Source organism: Herbaspirillum sp. 3R11 (assembly GCF_004563925.1).
In the GTDB taxonomy this organism is placed as follows: Bacteria; Pseudomonadota; Gammaproteobacteria; order Burkholderiales; family Burkholderiaceae_D; genus Herbaspirillum.
The window spans coordinates 99,296-115,195 of the sequence record NZ_SPNJ01000004.1 but is presented as its reverse complement, the minus strand read 5'-3'; the positions used below and the strand labels follow the sequence as shown (position 1 = coordinate 115,195).

Sequence of the window (15,900 nt, the reverse complement as noted above, 5' to 3'; positions counted from 1 at the left end):
TGCGATACTCAAAATACCGGCACCACCGAGCCGCCGTACTGCTTCTGGATGAACTGACGCACTTCTTCCGATTGGTAGGCCTTCACCAGCGGCGCGACCCACGCGGCGTTCTTGTCCTGCTCGCGCACCACGATGATGTTGACGTAGGGATTGTTCTCGCGCTTCTCGACGGCGATGCCGTCACGCGTGGCGATCAGGCCGGCCTGGTAGGCGAAGGTGTTGACGATGGCGGCCGTGTCGACGTCTTCCAGCGAGCGCGCCAGCACCACCGAGGCGGCTTCGGTCAGCGAGATCTTCTTCTTGTAGGCCGTGATGTCGTTCAGCGACACCGTGCCGGTGAACGGATCGAAGCCGTCGCGCAGTGTGATCAGGCCGGCGTCGCGCAGCACCACCAGTGCGCGCGTCTGGTTGCTCGGATCGTTGGGGATGGCGACCTTGGCGCCGTCAGGCAGATCCTTGATCGATTTGTACTTCTTCGAATAGAACGCGATCGGCGAAATGTAGGTGTTGCCGACCACGCTCAGCTTGTAGCCGCGTTGCTTGATCTGGTCGCGCAGGAAAGGGATGTGCTGGAACGAGTTGGCGTCGAGGTCGCCGTTGTTGAGCGCTTCGTTCGGGCTGGCTGCGCCCGAGATGACGACCGCTTCGACGTTCAGGCCGTTCTTCTTGGCGACCTTGGTGACGACTTCCCAGATCTGTTCGTCGGTGCCGCCGCGCACGCCGACGCGCAGGGTCTTGTCGGCCGCCTGGACTTGGGCGAGGCCCATGACGGAGATCAGTGCGGCGACGACGATGGCGTGCACGCGGAATCGATAGGACAGGTTCATGCTGGTTCCTCTGATGTTTTTATGGGTAGGGTGGTGATGCGGAGCAGTGATGCAGGCAGGGCTTATCTGGTCTTGAAATAATCGGGCAGGCGGAAGCCGTCATAGAAGCGATCGGCGCGGATCGCGTTCTGGAATGTGTCGGAGCGATAGGCCTCGACGATGTCGCGCGCATATTGGTCGGTCTGCCTGGTCTTCTTGACCGCCAGCACGTTGATGTAGGCCGGCGTCATGTCTTCCAGGATGAATGCCTCCGATAGCTTGAGCTTGGCGAAGATGGCGAAGTTGCCCTGGATTGCGGCGAAGTCGGCATCGTCCAGCGCGCGCGGACCCTGGGCGTTTTCCAGCAGCACCAGTTTCAGGCCGACCTTGTTCTCGACCACGTCGAGTTCGGTGACGTCGACCGGATTGGCGTTTTCCTTGATCCTGATCCAGCCCAGGCGTTGCAAGATCCACAGCGCGCGTTGCAGATTGACCGGGTCGTTCGGCACGGCGACGGTGAAGCCCTTCTTGATGCCGTCGAGACTGCGGTGCTTCTTCGAATACAGGCCCATCGGCGGCGTCGGCACTTGCACGATGCCGACCAGGTCGGTCTTGTTGCGCTCGTTGTACGACTTCAGGAACACCGAGTGCTGCATCACGTTGGCATCAATGTCGCCCTTGAAGACCGCGCTGTTGGCCTCAAGACCGGTGCTGAATTCGTAGTACTTGATCTTGTAGCCTTTCTTTTCCAGCTCCGGTTGCACGCCGACCTTGAACTCGTCGATGTAAGGGCCGGGCACGAAGCCCACACGCAGCTCCGGCTTTTGTGGGGCGGCCGATGCTTGTGCGGCGAACAACGCAACGCTGCTCACTACGAGCGCGCCCAACAGACCACGCAATGTGTGCTTACGCATAAGACACCCCGAAGCGTTCGTTGGGCGGATTGTCGTTGAGGTGGTAGTCGCCGATGGCGGCTTCGCGCTGCGTCGCCGGATTGTGCGAGGCCAGCGTGCGCGCATTGCGCCAATGGCGATCAAGCCGGCGTTTGTCGCTGGTGGCGGAAGCGCCGCCGACTTCGAACAGCAGCGTGGCGGCTTCCAGCACCTGGCCGATCACGACCTGCTGGGCCTGGAAGGTCTGCACGTCGAGCGCGATGTAATCCTCGGGCTTGGCGGTGCCGGCCAGGCGCGCCTGATGGACATTGTCGATGGCGCTGGCGACGGCGTTGACCAGTTGTTCCGCCGACCACGCCAGGCTGGCAAGGCGACCGACCACGCGATGCACCAGTGGATTTTCACGCGGGCTGGAGACTCCCGGCACGCCGAAAGTGCGCGTGCGCGCCTGGGTGAACGCCACCGCGTCGCGTTGTACCGCCCGCGCGATGCCGGCCAGCGTGGCCAGGTGCACGGTCTGGTAGAACGCGGTGATGATGGTGTTGCGGCGCGGTTGCGAGACGTGATACCGATCGAGGATCTGCTGCTGCGTCACGAGGACTTTGTCGAAGCGCGTGGTGCCGCTGCCGGTCAGGCGCTGGCCGAAGCCGTCCCAGTCGTCCACGCGCGTCACGCCGGGCGTGTTGCTCTTGATCAGCACGTTGAGATCAGACTCATCGTCGTGCGCACGCACCAGGATCCAGTCGGCGTACAGCGTGCCGGTCGAATAATATTTTTCGCCGTTCAGCAGGAAGTGATCGGCGCGCTTGTCCGGATCGGGCGTAACCGTGACCGAATTGCCGGTGGTGCCGGTGCGCTCCGAGGCGGCCGCGCCGAAGGTCTCGCCCTTGCCGATCACGCCGAGCCAGTGGCGCGTGTCGTCGTCGTCCTTGCGCTCGAGCAGCAGTTCGGTAAAGCCGGCATTCACGCGCAGGATCTGCGGCAGATTCGATTCGGCTTCCGCCAGGCGGGTCAGCAGGCTGAAGAACTGCGGCAGCGTGACGCCGCTGCCGCCATGTTCGACCGGCACACGCAGCGATGTGAAGCCGGCGTCCTTGAGCCATTGCACGGCTTCATACGGCAGGTCGCGGTCGTTCTCGCGGGCTATGCTGCCTTCCGCGATGCGCGCGAAGATGGGTTCGAAACGCGCCAGCAAGGCGTCGAACGACGGCGGATGTGATGCTTGGGTCATGGGTTGCCTCGGGTTATCTGCTTCGCGATGATCGGAATGCGCACGGACTTGCGACGAAGCAAGTCGGTACATTCAAGCGCCGATTATCTGGCAGCAAAACTCGCTTGATAACGAAGATAAACAGATATCCATATGCCCTCCTGCAGAAGGCCGGGCGCTACCGCGCGGCGCGAGGGCGTTCCCCGTTCGCGGACGGAAGGCGGGAATTCAAGGGGATTCATCGTTCTACTGATAGAACGATGAATCCGGATTTTGCCTCCTAGTGCACTTTCAATGCAAAACCTACACTTGAGTCCAAGCAGTCGCACTTGCACCTCACTACAGCAAACGCCGCTGCGCTTTACCGGAAGGCTTCGAACGCTTCGTTGCCACAAGCACAACGCTAACAACGCACACAATGCAAAGAAGGAGCATCACCATGAACACCACTACCGCACGTCTGGACCGCAGCGTCCTGCAACTCACCGCCGCCGTCCTGCTGGTCGCCGTCGCCGGCACCTTCGCCGCCGGCAGCGCCCTGGCCGCCAACGAACCGTCCGACACTGCGCAAGCGCAGCCGGTCAGCATCCAGCAAACCGCAAAGACGCCTACCAAGTCCTCGATCAAGCGTCAGGAAATCCAGCAAAAGCTGGCACGCCACGAGCCGCTGACTTACACCGAAACGCTGTATCTGCGTTAATCCCCGGCGCTACCAGGCAACACCAATATTTCCGTTGCCGGCTTTCATGAGAAGCCCGGCAGCAAGCAAACCACCTCACCAAGGAACCATCATGAATATCAAGAAAATCGCCAGCGGCCTGCTTTTCCTCTCCATCGTCGGCAGCGCCATGGCTGAAGAAGTTTATCCACCTGAAACGCAATTCGTCTCGCACAAGACCCGTGCCGAGGTCATCGAAGAATTGAAGCAAGCGCGTGCCAACGGCGAGATCATCAACAACGACGTGTATCCGGTTGAAGTGCAGCACAAGTCGACCGTCTCGCGTCAGGCTGTTGTTGAGGAACTGAAGCAAGCCCGTCAACATGGCGGTACAGATTTCAACGGCGCCTGATCGCTGAACAATCGTTGAACAATCAACAATCGTTGAGCAATTTCCCAACGCTGACAAGACCGGTCGAACCCCGCCTTCCGGTCTTGTCGGCGGATCATCGGAAACGCCGGTTCGCAGTTCGGAACCGGCGCTTATCATGAAAAAAATCCTCGGTATCTACAGCAGTTCCAGGCAGCATCGCATCGGCGACGGCTTGCTCGCGCATACGCTGTTTTCAAAGCGCATGCTGGGGCAGCACGTCAGCCCCTTCCTGCTGCTCGATCATGTCGGATCGGCGGACAGCACCGCACCGGATGTCTGCGCGCGCCAGCTGTATCGCGGCTGCAAAGTGTTGACCATGGTGCAGCAAGGTCGCCTGGAATATGTCGACGCCGATGGCAAGAAGCAGGTCCTCAATGCCGGCGACGTGCAATACCGCAGCGTGACCGCCGAACAGGATGCTGGAATTTTTCGTGCGGCCGCAAATCGCAGCGGCAAGCGTGAAGCGTCGCCGCAAGTGCTGCAGTTGTGGATAGATGCGCCGACGCAGGCGTCCTTGTCGTGCACCGGCAAGACTGTCGCCGCCGACAAAATCCCCTCCATCGCTTTGCCCGACGGCGCCGGCAGCATCCGCGTGATCGCAGGCGATTGCCTGAACCGGCGTGGCGCGATGCCGACCACGTCGGCCTTCGATGTATGGGAATTGCAGTTGAATGCACGCTGCACGAGTGAATTCAAGACCGTCGAAGGTCGCACGCTGTTGCTGGCGATCCTGAGCGGATCGGTGCTGATCAACGGCGACCATGCAGCGCTGGGCGGCGAAGTCGTCATGCTGGATCGTCCCGGCAGCGGCTTGTTCCTGGAAACCCGCGCGGATACCACGGCGCTGCTGTTGAGCGGCGACCCTCTGGACGTCGGCAGCGCGGTGCTTCAGTAGTCTTCGAGCTCGTCGAAGCGTTTGGCGAGGAAGTCGATCAGCTGGCGCACCGACGGCAACAGGAAGCGCCGTGACGAATACACGGCGTGGATGATGCCGGATTTCGGCGACCATTCGGGCAAGACCTTCACCAGCGCACCGCTGCGCAATTCATCAATCACCACCATGGTCGGCAGATAGACGATGCCGGCGCCGGCGATTGCTGCGCGCTTGAGCGCCGTGGCATCGTCGGTCATCAGGCGCGGCGTGTGACGGATCGATGCAGATTCGCCGTCGGCGTTTTCCAGATGCCAGACATGCTGTTCCACCGGGATCGCCAGGCTCATGCTGGGAAAACGGTGCAAGTCGGCCGGCACTTCCGGGACGCGGCATTTTTCCAGCAGGGTCGGACTGGCGGTCAAGCACCAGTGGCGCACGCCAAAAATCTTCAGCACCAGATCGCTGTCCTGCAGCGGCGGCAACAACACGCGCAGTGCGACGTCAATGCCTTCGTTGACGACGTCGACGCGCCGGTTGGTCGACTCCACCTGCAAGGTCACGCGCGGATGTTCGATCAGGAAATCAGCCAGCATCACGCCTACGCGACCATGCAGCAACGCCACCGGACAGGTCAGCCGCACCGTGCCTTGCGGTTCGGCGCGATTGCGTTCGACGGCCTCTTGCGCAGCCTCGGCTTCCACCAGCATCGCCTTGCAGTGCTCGTAATAACTCTGCCCGATTTCGGTCACCGACAGGCTGCGCGTGGAACGCTGGATCAGGCGTGCACCGAGGCGTTCTTCCAGTTGCGCGATGCGCCGGCTCAGTTTCGATTTGGGAATGCCCAGCGCGCGACCGGCGGCGGCGAAGCCGCGATGGTCCACCACCTGCGCGAAGTAATAGAGGTCGTTCAGATCTTGCGTCATGCGCCTTCCCTTGTTGATCGTGATGCGATCTTTGATGTTGTCTGAGGGATTATGCCGCAGCGGCGCGCGCGGCGTATGGAGTGTGGCATCGGGGTGATTCAATCGTAATTTGCAACTATGTTGCAAATGGATTGTAATGCGGGCATAATGCAACACTGTTGCAAAATGAGTGCGTATTGATTTCGCCAGCCAGACGCCGGAGCGAGCTACGCACGACCTTCCATCCGCTTCCTTCTTCACGACAATATGAAAAAAATCACTTCGGCCGCACTGATCTGCGCGGCCTTGTCCCTGCTCGCCTCGCTGCCTGCGCAAGCGCACTATCTCTGGTCCGAAAACACATCCAAAGGCAATCTGATCTACTTCGGCGGCGTCGACGAAAACGTGCGTGAAGCTTCGCCGGGTCGGCTCGACGAATTCGCCAACCTGACCCTCAGCGTGCAGCAGCACAAGAAAGACGACGTCGTCACGACGTCCCGCACGGCAAGGAAGACGCACGACGGTTTCGCCACCGCGCCGGCGCTCTCCGCCAACGAAAGCCTGATCGGACAGGACGTCTCGGTGCCGGTCAAGGACCTGAGCGCCTACAAGCTCGGCATTCTCAAACTCAATTTCTATGTCCGTCACGTACAGATCGATCGCGTCTTTCCGGCCGCGCTGGATCTGGATGCGGTTCCTACCGGCGTCGCCAATCAACTGAAATTCAGCTTCAAAGGTGCGCCGCTGGCAAAGTTCAAGGCCAAGCTGATCGCCCCGAACGGCTGGATTACCGATCTGCGCACCGACGCCGCAGGTCTGGCAACCATCGCGACGCCATGGCGCGGCAACTACGTGATCGAGGCGACCTGCTTCGAAGACGTCAGCGGCGACTTCGAGGGCAAACACTTCGAGCGCATCCGCCATCGCCTCGGCCTGACCGTGGTGCAGCCAAAAGGTCCGAAGACCTTCACGCCCGACTACGCCGCACACGATCACGACCACTAAAAACAAGCCAGGGGAAGGACCATGAACAATAAAATCCGGCAGGCCGCAGGTCGCCTGCGCGGCAAGACGCTGCCATCGAAAAAATATACGTCACGCTATTCACTGGGTTTGCTTGCAGCAAGCTTCAGTATCGCCGTCTCTGCCCAGCAAACCAACGAATCCAGCCTGCCGGAAATCTCCGTGAGCGCCGGCAAGAGCGACAGCAGAAATGTCGTCAAATCCGCCGTCAGCAACGAGACCAGTGGATTGCCGACCAGCGTCACCGTAATCGATCGCGCCGAGATCGATCGCACCAATGTCGGCCGCGATATCTCCGACCTGCTGCGGCACGTACCCGGCGTTATGGCGCACACGCTGGACCAGGGCGACATCGGCAACTCGATCAAGATGCGCGGATTCTTCAGCTCGTCACACGGCGCCGACACGGCCGTCTACATTGATGGCGTACCGCAGAACCTGCCGTCCTCGGCGATCAACCACGGCATGAACGACATGTCCTGGCTCACCCCGGAAATGATAGACAGCATCGATGTCATCAAGGGACCATTCTCGGCGCTCTACGGTGATCAGAACCGCTCCGGCGCCGTCAGCATCACCACGCGCAACGTCGCCGAAAACAGCATAGCCATCAGCGTCGGCAGCCAGGGATCGAAACGGCTCAACGCTGTGATATCGGGCAAATCGGGACCGATCCAGTCGCTGGTCGTGGCCGACCTGTACAAGATCGGCGGCTTCCGCGCCAACAGCGACGGCGAGCGCGGCAGCCTGTTCATCAAGGAGTCGATGATCCAGGGCGACAGCCTGTGGGCAGTGCGCGCCGCGTATCAGAAGTCCGACTGGAACGCCGCCGGCTTCCTCAACGTCAATGACCTGCGCAGCGGCAAGGTCAGCGATACACAACGCGATCCAAGCTCGCCGCCGCTGTGGGGAGACGCCCGGCGCGGCAGCCTGGTGCTGTCGCGCGCGCCGGCCAGCGGCGCTGAAGGCTTGCGCGTCTCGGCCTATGTGGAAGACTACGAGCGCCGCCGCGCCACCGGCGCCAGCGCCACGGCCCTGAACGTGGCTGCGGACGATCGCCGCATCATGGGTGCGCGCGGCGTCTACGACATGCTGTTCGGCGACAAGGCGGCGCTGGCGTTCGGCGCGGATGTGCGTCGCGACGTCGGCACCGCGCTCAATCAGAACTGGCCGAACAGCCTGCCCGGCGCCAACTACAGCCTGGACCAGGATCTCGATCTGGTGACGTATGGCGTGTTCGCTCAAGGCCAGTACAAGCCGTTCGAGAGTCTCAAACTGCTGGCCGGCCTGCGACTGGATTCCTTCGACTACGACATCAGTAACCGCAAGTTGCCGGCCGCGTCCTTGAGCTACCAGCAATCCGTGGCGACGCCCAAATTCGGTGTGGTGTGGACGCCGGTCAGCAGCATCGATCTGTTTGCCAATCGCGGCAGCGGCTTCCGTTCACCGGCGCAGAGCGAGCTGAGTCCGAGCGGTGCGTTGGGGCCGTTGGGGGCGAATGGCGGATCGTCGTTCCCGGATCTCAAACCGTCCAAGGTCACGTCCTACGACTTCGGTTTCAACTTGCGCGCGACGTCGAAATGGCACATGTCCGCGGCCAGCTATCACACCGTCAACGACAATGAAATCGCGCAGATCGCTCCGAACGTGTTCGGCCCGGTCGGCAACACCACGCGCGACGGCTGGGAGGTGGAGAGCAGCTACGACTTCACGCCCGACTTCAGCATCTACGGCAGCTTCGGCCGCATCATCCGCGCCCACATCAACAGTGCGGCGCCGGGCACCACCAGCGACTTGTCGGTGCCGCGCGATACCTACAAGGCCGGTGCGGCGTACGCGACGCCATTTGCTGCGGGCAAACTGCTGTTCAACGCCGACGCCTACTTCATCTCGGGCGTACCGTATTTCTCGGGGACGCCGCTGGTGAAGAGCTATTCGCGGCCGTACTCGCGCTACGACCTGCGCAGCACGTATTCGGTCGGCAAGGTCGACTGGACCGCCAGTCTGGTCCTGCAGCCGCATCAGTACAGCAGCGAAGTTGCGGTGGGTAGCACGGCAGGGCTGCTGATCGATCCGGTCGCCAAGACGCAGGTGAATCTATCGATGCGCTATCGCTTTTAAGCGGAGGAAGCGTGGGAGGGGAGAAGCATTTTCAATCGGCGGTACAATGCCGACCTTCTCTCGTTTCTGGTTTCACCATATCGCAATGAACTGCCGCCCCAACTGCGGCGCGTGCTGTACTGCGCCTTCCATCTCCAGTCCGATACCCGGCATGCCGAACGGCAAGCCGGCGGGCGTGCCTTGCGTGCAATTGATGGATGACTTGCGTTGTGCGATTTTCGGTCAGCCGGAACGGCCCGCGTGTTGCTCGGGATTGCAGGCGTCGGCGGAGATGTGCGGCGATGGCCGCGAGATGGCGATGCAGTGGCTGGGGACGCTGGAGCGGCTGACCGCGCCCGACCGGAACACGGTTCCGGCCTGACGCGCATCGCTGTCCGTATTTATTGCGGCAGCGCCTTGGCCGCCGCAACCACCTTGGCGGTGTCGAAGTTGTTGATCGCCGGGATGAACTGGTTGGTGTAGAGGTCTTCCAGTTTCGGGCTGGTCTGGATGACGTTGTTGGCCTTCATGAACGCCACCATGTTGGCGACCGCGCTGATCGGGATTTCCCCCCACTTGACGCCCGGTTCCAGTTTCAGGAATTCCCCACGTGTCTGGATGATGTGCAGGCCCTGCTTGATGGCTGTAGCATCGTCGAGGCTGGATGGCTTGGTCAGCGGGAATACTTTCCAGTGCACCTTCAGCGATCCCTGCGGATTGGCCAGCGCCGTCACCGAACCCATAGCCACGCAGCGCAAGACTTTTTCGATGGTCTGCGGACGCTTGGTGATCATGTCGTCGCGCACGAAGTAGGAGCCGCCGAAGTTGAGTTTCTCTGCGAACGGCGAGGAGAAGCGGCGCAGCTTCAGGCCCATGTTTTCCGCCGTGGCGATCTGCGAATCCCAGGTACCCCAGATGTCGACGCGGCCTTTCGACAGCGCGGTCACGGCTTGCGCGCCGGAGCCGGTTTCCACAAACGTCACGTCCTTGTCCGGATTGATGCCGGCTTCGGTCAGCATGCCCTTGAAGATCTGCACCATCTGGGAGCCGTACGACAGCACGCCGATGGTTTTACCCTTGAAGTCGTTGATGGTCTTGACCGGTGACGAGTCGAGCACCACCGGGAACTGGAAGTTGTGGCGCATGTTGAGGTACACCGCCTTCAACGGCGCGCCCTTGGTGCGCGCGATGATGGCTGCTGCAGGACCCATGTTGACCATGTCGGCCTGGCCGGTCAGCACCGCCTGCATGGCGGTGGTGGAATTGGTCGGCTGCAGCGTGACGTCGAGGCCGGCGTTTTCCCAGCACTTGGTGTAGATCGGCAGCGAGGTGTTGTTGACCTGCGAGGCGTCGAGCACGTCAGTGCCGATGGCGATGGTGACTTTTTCACGGGCCTGCGCATTGACCGCTGCGGGGGCAAGCATCAGCGCACCGGCGGCGGCACCGGCACAGGTAAGGGCGGCAACTGATCTTTTCATGATTTCCTCGTAGGTGAAGTCCAGCATCCTATCCGTACCTGCAGATACTCGCAGGTACGTGTCAATTTGATCATTTCACTTCAGCGACCCTGAAAATGCGGCCGTCTTTTCTCCAGGAAGGCATGCCGCCCTTCCGTGAAATCTGCACTCGAAAACAATTGCAACTGGCCGTCCAGTTCCAGCCCCATGACCGTGTCGAGCGAGCCCGGCAGGCGCGCCAGCGCGGCCTTGGTGAGACCGACCGCGAGCGGCGGGGCGGCGGCGAACTGCGTAGCGAGGTCGAGTGCGGCCTGCTGCAATTCGTCGCTGCGCACCAACTGGTCGGCGAGGCCGAGGCGCAGCGCTTCTTCGCCGTCGACTACGACGCTGGTGTACAGCAGCCGGCGCACTTGCCCGGCGCTGACGCGTTGCGGCAGCGACCACAGCAGGCCCATGTCGGCCATCAATCCGACGTTGGAGTAGGCGGTGCAGAAGCGTGCGCGTTCGCTGCACATTACGTAGTCGCAGGCCAGCGCCAGGCCCATGCCGGCGCCAAAGGCAGTACCGTCGACGGCGGCGATCAGCGGTTTGGGCATGTCGGTGATGGTGCGCAGCAGGCGGTGCGCCAGCGTCATGCGCTTGCGACTGGCGAGCGTGTCGCCGGCGGGCAGGGTGGACAGATCGCCGCCTGCGCAGAAGCTGCGGTCGCTGCCGGCCAGGATGATGGCGCGGCAATCGACATCGCCGGCCAGGCGCTCCAGGGTTTCGGTGAGGGCCTCGCGCATTTCCGGCGCCAGCGCGTTGCGGCGCTCGGGCTGGTTCATGGTGACGCAGGCGACGGCGTCGCTGCGTTCCACGGTGACGATGCTTTGCATGTCCGCTCCTCCCTGGCGTCAGGATGGCCTGCGCCGATGGTGTTTTTTTGCTGCTGTTTTGTTACCGTGTCAGTGGATCTCTTTGTTTTTTTATTCCCTGACGACGCGTTTTGCCTTGTGCGTACTGCGTTCGAGAGTGCCTTGCGGCAGCACTTCCACGTGCGCGCCGACTTGCAGGCGCTGTTTGATTTCCTGTGTCAGTTGCGCCGCCAGTCGTGATGTATCGGCGGCGGTATCGGTCTGCTCCACGCGCACGTGAATCGATTTCATGAAGCCGGCGGCGTCATGCACCGAGCCGTTGATGACGAGCTGGTATTCGTCGCCGAGGCCGGGTGTGGCGCGCACCAGTTCCTCGACTGCAGAAGGGAACACGTTGACGCCCCGCACCACCAGCATGTCGTCGGCGCGGCCGCGTACACCGCCGACCAGGCGTGCATGCGTGCGACCGCAGCTGCACGGGCTGGAGTCGCGCACCACGATGTCGCCGGTCCACCAGCGCACCAGCGGGCCGGCTTGTTTGTCGAGATGGGTCAGCACCAGCACGCCGGGCGTGCCGTCGGCAACGGCGGCGCCGGTTTCGGCATCGACGATTTCGGCGTAGGCGAAATCTTCCGCCAGGTGCGGTCCGGCCTGCGCGGTGCAGTCGCCGGCGATGGGTTGGAATTCAAGGCAGCCGTAAGCGTCGTAGGCGCGTGCGCCCCACAATGCCTCGATGCGCCGGCGCGTGGCTGGGATGCTGGCGCCGGGTTCGCCGCCCATCATGATGCTGCGCACGGTCGAGGCGGCAGGGTCGCGGCCACGCTTGCGCACTTCTTCGGCGAGATGGGTGATGAAGGACGGTGTGCCGCACAGCACCGTGCTGCCGTAGGTGAATAAAGTATTGATCTGGCGTTCGGTATCCTGGCTGCCGGCCGGGATCACCATGGCGCCGGCACGTTGGTAACCGGCCGTGGCGCCGAGGCCGCCGACGAACCAGGTGTAGCTGAACATGCATTGCACGATGTCGCCGGGACCGATGCCCTGCGCACGCGCGTGACGCGCGTACAGGCCGGCCCAGCGGTCGAGGTCGTGCTCGCTCCAGAACTGCGGTGAGGGCGCCGACGTCGTGCCGGAGGAAAAGTGCATGCGCCGCACCTCGTCCTGCGGCACGGTCATGAATCTGCCGAACGGCGTCTGCGCGCCGATCGTGTTGATGTAATCAGGCTTGGTGGTAAACGGAAGTTTGCTCAGGTCGGCCAGCGAGCGCAGCTCGCCGACGTTCCAGTCCAGCTGTCGGAACAGCGGCGCATAGTACGCGCTGTCCCTGGCAAGCCGCGCCAGTTGCACGCGCAGTTGCGCCAGCTGGAATGCCTCCAGCGTGGCGCGATCCCAGCTTTCGGCGGGATCGAGATGCACGGGCGCGGCGGCGATCAGCGCACCGGAGCGCATGATTATTGCTCCGCGCCGAGACCGCGAATCGCAAAGGTGGAGATGGAGTTGGCGACCGCCAGCTTTTCGTCTTCGGTCTGGTCGACGCGCGGGCGGAACCAGATGGTGGTCCAGTTCAATGCGCCGAAGAAGGCCTTGACGACGATCTGCAGGTCCTGGTCGGGCGCGTGGCCTTCGGCCATGACCTGGCGGATGGTGTCGCGGAACAGGTTCTCGTACTGATCGCGCAGCACCAGGATTTCCGACAGCACTTCGCGCTGGGCGGCGGTGGTCTCGCCGGCCAGATGCATCTCCAGGCCTTGCACGGCGACGCGCTGGTAGGGCAGGTGGTCCATGATCACGGTGATGTGCGCCAGTGTCATTGCGCGCAGCTTGTCGATGGCCCGTGCGTGGGATTTCGACGCGGCTTCCTGCACCGCGGCCAGGTCCATTTCCATGCCGCGCTTGTGCACGTCGAAGAACAGGTCGGCTTTCTTGCGGTAGTGATGGTAGATCTTGCCCTTGGTGGCGCTGAGGATATCGGCGACATCGTCGATGCTGGTGGCGGCATAACCTTTTGTCATGAATGCCAGCGCGGCAGCGTCGAGGATCTCGCTGCGCGGGTCCGAATCATCTCCGGCGAATTCATTGTTTGTCGATGTGTGACGTGCTGTGTCGACCTTCATTATGCTTGCTCCTCATTATTGAACTCGGCATGAATCGCCCGTGCGAGCACCAGTCTCTGGATCTCCGAAGTACCTTCATAAATTTCGGTGGCGCGCTGATCACGATAAAGACGCTCCACGAGCGAAGGTTTCACGAAACCCTCTCCGCCAAATACCTGTACACCGATATCGACTGCATCGTGAGCAGCCTCGCTACAGAATAACTTCGCTTGAGCGCCGATAAGCGCGACATCCTGACCAGTATCAAAACTGCGGGCGGTTTCGTATGCAAGCATTCTACCTGCGGATAACCGAGTTGCGACATCTGCAAGTTTGAAACCTATGCCCTGATGGTCGAGCAGACGCTGGCCGAAGGTGGTGCGAACCGCCGCCCGGCGTGCTGCTGCATCATATGCGGCGCGTGCAATACCGTTCGATTGTGCTGCTACAACAACGCGTCCGACGTTGAGCGCTTCAAGCGCCAGGCGCAGTGCTTTGCCCGGCGCCGCAATCATGCAATCGGCCGCGACCCAGGTGTCGAGCACGACGGTGCTGTTGACGGTGCCGCGCATGCCCATCTTGTCTTCGCGCGCATCGTCGCGCACGCCCTCGGCGTCGGCCGCCACCATGAAGGCGGCGATGCCGCGCCGGCCTGCGCCCGGTTCTGTTTGCGCAAATACCACGTAGTACGCGCACTCGCCGCCGCCGCCGATCCAGCGCTTCTCGCCGCGCAGCCGCCAGCCATCGTTCTCCGGTGTGGCGAGAGTTTGCATGTTGGAGGGATCGGAGCCGGCTTCACGCTCGCTGAGCGCAAACGAAATCGATTTGCGTCCGGCTACCATGGCGCGGATATAGGTGTCTTTTTGTCCATTGGTGCCGGCGCGCAGCAGGGGCATGGCACCCAGCTGCAGGGTTGCGACAATACCACTGGTGGACGCGCATGCTTGCGCCAGTTCTTCGATCACGGCGCAGAACGCAGTCAGGGAAGCGCCGCCGCCGCCGTAATCTTTGGGGATGAACATCGAGGCGATGCCGCTCTCATGGAGGGCTTCGACATTTTCGTGGGGATAGCGCTGATCGCGGTCGATGCCGGCGGCACGCGGCGCCAGCTGATCGTGGGCGAGGCGGCGCGCAATGTCGCGCCACTTGCTTGCGTCAGGGTCGAGGGAAGGATCCCAAATAATCGCCATCGTCTCTCCATTGCGCCGAAGGCCCGGCGGTCAGTCTGTTGTAGAGCGGCTTTCTTATATTGACTTCATCTTAATATACTAAGTAGTATGAATAGAGTCAAATATCATTCCGCATTATTTTCGAACACGCGTTCGCATACTGTACACGCGAACAAAAATTCTGTTTTGACGCAGCTCAACATGCCCGATCGGGCCAGGAGGCGGCAGTGAGCGAGAAAGTCTATGTCACCGGTGTCGGCATGGTGCCGTTTGCGAAGCCAAGTACCAGTGCGTCGTATGTGGAAATGGGCGCCGCCGCTGCGCGCGCCGCGCTCGCCGATGCCGGCATCCGTTACGAGGCGATCGAACAAGCCTACGCAGGATATGTCTACGGCGACTCCACCGTCGGCCAGGCGATGCTCTACGAAGTCGGCCTCTCGGGTCTGCCCATCATCAACGTCAACAACAATTGTGCGACCGGTTCCACCGCGTTGTTTCTTGCGCGCCAGGCGATCGCCAGCGGCGCCATCGATTGCGCGCTGGTGATCGGCGTGGAGCAGATGATGCCGGGCCCGCTGCGCACCATTTACACCGACCGGCCGGCGCCGCTGCAGCGCTTCCTCGACACCATGGCAAGCAATCGCGGCTATGACCCGGAGCTGCCGCGCGCGCCGCAATTTTTTGGCGGCGCGGGCCAGGACTATCTCGATCAATACGGCATCGCACCGGAGACCTTCGGACAAATTTCGGTGAAGGCGCGCCGACACGCGGCCAACAATCCTTACGCCGTATTCCGCACGCCCGTCACGCTGGAAGAAGTCATGGCGTCGCCGACCGTGTTCGGCCTGCTGACGCGCCTGCAATGCTGTCCGCCGACCTGCGGCGCGGCGGCGGCGGTGCTGTGCTCCAAGCGTTTCGCGCGCTGGTTCAATCTCGACACCAGCGTCGCCATCGCGGCGCAGGCGATGACCACTGACCGGCCCGATTCTTTCGACAGCGGCGACATGCGCAAGCTGGTCGGCTACGGCATGGCAGCCATCGCAGCGGAGCGCGCATACGCCGAAGCCGGCGTCGGACCCGAAGACATCCAGGTGGTCGAGCTGCACGACTGCTTCACCGCCAATGAACTGATCAGCTACGAAGCGCTGCAACTGACACCGCCCGGCACCGCCGAGAAATTCATCCTCGACGGCGACAACACCTACGGCGGCAAGATCGTCACCAACCCGTCCGGCGGCCTGCTGTCGAAAGGCCATCCGCTCGGCGCCACCGGCCTCGCACAATGCGCGGAGCTGACCTGGCAATTGCGCGGCCAGGCCGAGCGGCGTCAGGTCAACGGCGCGCGTTGGGGCCTGCAGCACAACCTCGGCCTGGGCGGCGCCTGCGTCGTCACCATCTACGAAAAAACCAACTGAACTGAAGCTTGTC

Annotated in this window: 16 protein-coding genes; 7 read left to right on the top strand and 9 right to left on the bottom strand. The window is 62.2% G+C overall.

Annotation, left to right across the window (positions count from 1 at the left end):
* Positions 1-8: 8 nt before the first annotated feature.
* From E4P32_RS17460 to E4P32_RS17450, 3 genes are all read right to left on the bottom strand, one after another.
* Positions 9-827 carry a MetQ/NlpA family ABC transporter substrate-binding protein gene (locus E4P32_RS17460; protein WP_116436481.1) on the bottom strand — a complete coding sequence of 273 codons (819 nt, stop codon included), beginning with the start codon at positions 825-827 and terminating at the stop codon, positions 9-11.
* A gap of 62 nt (positions 828-889) precedes the next feature.
* Complete coding sequence (locus E4P32_RS17455; protein ID WP_116436480.1) at positions 890-1,720, bottom strand: MetQ/NlpA family ABC transporter substrate-binding protein; 831 nt, start codon at positions 1,718-1,720, stop codon at positions 890-892.
* Complete coding sequence (locus E4P32_RS17450) at positions 1,713-2,930, bottom strand: acyl-CoA dehydrogenase family protein (RefSeq protein WP_116436479.1); 1,218 nt, start codon at positions 2,928-2,930, stop codon at positions 1,713-1,715. The genes E4P32_RS17455 and E4P32_RS17450 overlap by 8 nt, the downstream gene beginning before the upstream one ends.
* A gap of 418 nt (positions 2,931-3,348) precedes the next feature.
* On the opposite strand from E4P32_RS17450, the gene E4P32_RS17445 reads away from it, so the two are divergent.
* From E4P32_RS17445 to E4P32_RS17435, 3 genes are all read left to right on the top strand, one after another.
* Entirely contained in the window at positions 3,349-3,609 is a 261-nt protein-coding gene (locus E4P32_RS17445) for a hypothetical protein (RefSeq protein ID WP_116436478.1), read from the top strand.
* Between the two features lie 91 nt (positions 3,610-3,700).
* On the top strand, positions 3,701-3,979 hold the full coding sequence (locus E4P32_RS17440; protein WP_116436477.1) for a DUF4148 domain-containing protein: 279 nt from the start codon (positions 3,701-3,703) through the stop codon (positions 3,977-3,979).
* Positions 3,980-4,115: 136 nt separating this feature from the next.
* The gene (locus E4P32_RS17435) at positions 4,116-4,895 is read left to right on the top strand and encodes a pirin family protein (RefSeq protein WP_116436476.1); all 780 of its coding nucleotides are present in this window, start codon (positions 4,116-4,118) and stop codon (positions 4,893-4,895) included.
* On the opposite strand, the gene E4P32_RS17430 is transcribed toward E4P32_RS17435, so the two are convergent.
* Positions 4,889-5,797 (bottom strand): LysR family transcriptional regulator, encoded by a 909-nt coding sequence (locus tag E4P32_RS17430; RefSeq protein ID WP_116436647.1) that lies wholly within the window; start codon positions 5,795-5,797, stop codon positions 4,889-4,891. The genes E4P32_RS17435 and E4P32_RS17430 overlap by 7 nt on opposite strands.
* A 246-nt stretch (positions 5,798-6,043) precedes the next feature.
* On the opposite strand from E4P32_RS17430, the gene E4P32_RS17425 reads away from it, so the two are divergent.
* From E4P32_RS17425 to E4P32_RS17415, 3 genes are all read left to right on the top strand, one after another.
* Positions 6,044-6,781 carry a hypothetical protein gene (locus E4P32_RS17425; RefSeq protein ID WP_116436475.1) on the top strand — a complete coding sequence of 246 codons (738 nt, stop codon included), beginning with the start codon at positions 6,044-6,046 and terminating at the stop codon, positions 6,779-6,781.
* Between the two features lie 21 nt (positions 6,782-6,802).
* On the top strand, positions 6,803-8,920 hold the full coding sequence (locus E4P32_RS17420) for a TonB-dependent receptor (RefSeq protein WP_116436474.1): 2,118 nt from the start codon (positions 6,803-6,805) through the stop codon (positions 8,918-8,920).
* Positions 8,921-9,005: 85 nt separating this feature from the next.
* The gene (locus tag E4P32_RS17415; RefSeq protein ID WP_147306550.1) at positions 9,006-9,281 is read left to right on the top strand and encodes a YkgJ family cysteine cluster protein; all 276 of its coding nucleotides are present in this window, start codon (positions 9,006-9,008) and stop codon (positions 9,279-9,281) included.
* Between the two features lie 19 nt (positions 9,282-9,300).
* Here E4P32_RS17415 and E4P32_RS17410 read toward each other — a convergent pair whose 3' ends face one another.
* The 5 genes from E4P32_RS17410 to E4P32_RS17390 all read right to left on the bottom strand — a co-directional run bounded on the left by E4P32_RS17410 (position 9,301) and on the right by E4P32_RS17390 (position 14,493).
* Positions 9,301-10,377 carry an ABC transporter substrate-binding protein gene (locus E4P32_RS17410; RefSeq protein ID WP_116436646.1) on the bottom strand — a complete coding sequence of 359 codons (1,077 nt, stop codon included), beginning with the start codon at positions 10,375-10,377 and terminating at the stop codon, positions 9,301-9,303.
* 80 nt (positions 10,378-10,457) lie between these two features.
* Positions 10,458-11,231, bottom strand: coding sequence for an enoyl-CoA hydratase-related protein (locus tag E4P32_RS17405; protein ID WP_116436472.1), 774 nt, complete (start codon positions 11,229-11,231; stop codon positions 10,458-10,460).
* A 90-nt stretch (positions 11,232-11,321) separates the two neighbouring features.
* Complete coding sequence (locus E4P32_RS17400) at positions 11,322-12,659, bottom strand: AMP-binding protein (protein ID WP_116436471.1); 1,338 nt, start codon at positions 12,657-12,659, stop codon at positions 11,322-11,324.
* A 2-nt stretch (positions 12,660-12,661) separates the two neighbouring features.
* Positions 12,662-13,324: a TetR/AcrR family transcriptional regulator gene (locus E4P32_RS17395; RefSeq protein WP_116436470.1), complete on the bottom strand. Its 663-nt coding sequence runs from the start codon at positions 13,322-13,324 to the stop codon at positions 12,662-12,664.
* Positions 13,324-14,493 (bottom strand): acyl-CoA dehydrogenase family protein, encoded by a 1,170-nt coding sequence (locus E4P32_RS17390; protein ID WP_116436469.1) that lies wholly within the window; start codon positions 14,491-14,493, stop codon positions 13,324-13,326. The genes E4P32_RS17395 and E4P32_RS17390 overlap by 1 nt, the downstream gene beginning before the upstream one ends.
* Before the next feature lie 206 nt (positions 14,494-14,699).
* Here E4P32_RS17390 and E4P32_RS17385 point away from each other — a divergent pair, with 206 nt between their 5' ends.
* The gene (locus E4P32_RS17385) at positions 14,700-15,887 is read left to right on the top strand and encodes a lipid-transfer protein (RefSeq protein ID WP_116436468.1); all 1,188 of its coding nucleotides are present in this window, start codon (positions 14,700-14,702) and stop codon (positions 15,885-15,887) included.
* The last annotated feature ends 13 nt before the right edge of the window (positions 15,888-15,900 follow it).

Excerpts from the sequence above, each read along its gene's own strand:
- E4P32_RS17460 (WP_116436481.1), bottom strand. The coding sequence starts at position 827 with ATGAACCTGTCCTATCGATTCCGCGTGCACGCCATCGTCGTCGCCGCA.
- E4P32_RS17455 (WP_116436480.1), bottom strand. The coding sequence starts at position 1,720 with ATGCGTAAGCACACATTGCGTGGTCTGTTGGGCGCGCTCGTAGTGAGC.
- E4P32_RS17450 (WP_116436479.1), bottom strand. The coding sequence starts at position 2,930 with ATGACCCAAGCATCACATCCGCCGTCGTTCGACGCCTTGCTGGCGCGT.
- E4P32_RS17445 (WP_116436478.1), top strand. The coding sequence starts at position 3,349 with ATGAACACCACTACCGCACGTCTGGACCGCAGCGTCCTGCAACTCACC.
- E4P32_RS17440 (WP_116436477.1), top strand. The coding sequence starts at position 3,701 with ATGAATATCAAGAAAATCGCCAGCGGCCTGCTTTTCCTCTCCATCGTC.
- E4P32_RS17435 (WP_116436476.1), top strand. The coding sequence starts at position 4,116 with ATGAAAAAAATCCTCGGTATCTACAGCAGTTCCAGGCAGCATCGCATC.
- E4P32_RS17430 (WP_116436647.1), bottom strand. The coding sequence starts at position 5,797 with ATGACGCAAGATCTGAACGACCTCTATTACTTCGCGCAGGTGGTGGAC.
- E4P32_RS17425 (WP_116436475.1), top strand. The coding sequence starts at position 6,044 with ATGAAAAAAATCACTTCGGCCGCACTGATCTGCGCGGCCTTGTCCCTG.
- E4P32_RS17420 (WP_116436474.1), top strand. The coding sequence starts at position 6,803 with ATGAACAATAAAATCCGGCAGGCCGCAGGTCGCCTGCGCGGCAAGACG.
- E4P32_RS17415 (WP_147306550.1), top strand. The coding sequence starts at position 9,006 with ATGAACTGCCGCCCCAACTGCGGCGCGTGCTGTACTGCGCCTTCCATC.
- E4P32_RS17410 (WP_116436646.1), bottom strand. The coding sequence starts at position 10,377 with ATGAAAAGATCAGTTGCCGCCCTTACCTGTGCCGGTGCCGCCGCCGGT.
- E4P32_RS17405 (WP_116436472.1), bottom strand. The coding sequence starts at position 11,231 with ATGCAAAGCATCGTCACCGTGGAACGCAGCGACGCCGTCGCCTGCGTC.
- E4P32_RS17400 (WP_116436471.1), bottom strand. The coding sequence starts at position 12,659 with ATGCGCTCCGGTGCGCTGATCGCCGCCGCGCCCGTGCATCTCGATCCC.
- E4P32_RS17395 (WP_116436470.1), bottom strand. The coding sequence starts at position 13,324 with ATGAAGGTCGACACAGCACGTCACACATCGACAAACAATGAATTCGCC.
- E4P32_RS17390 (WP_116436469.1), bottom strand. The coding sequence starts at position 14,493 with ATGGCGATTATTTGGGATCCTTCCCTCGACCCTGACGCAAGCAAGTGG.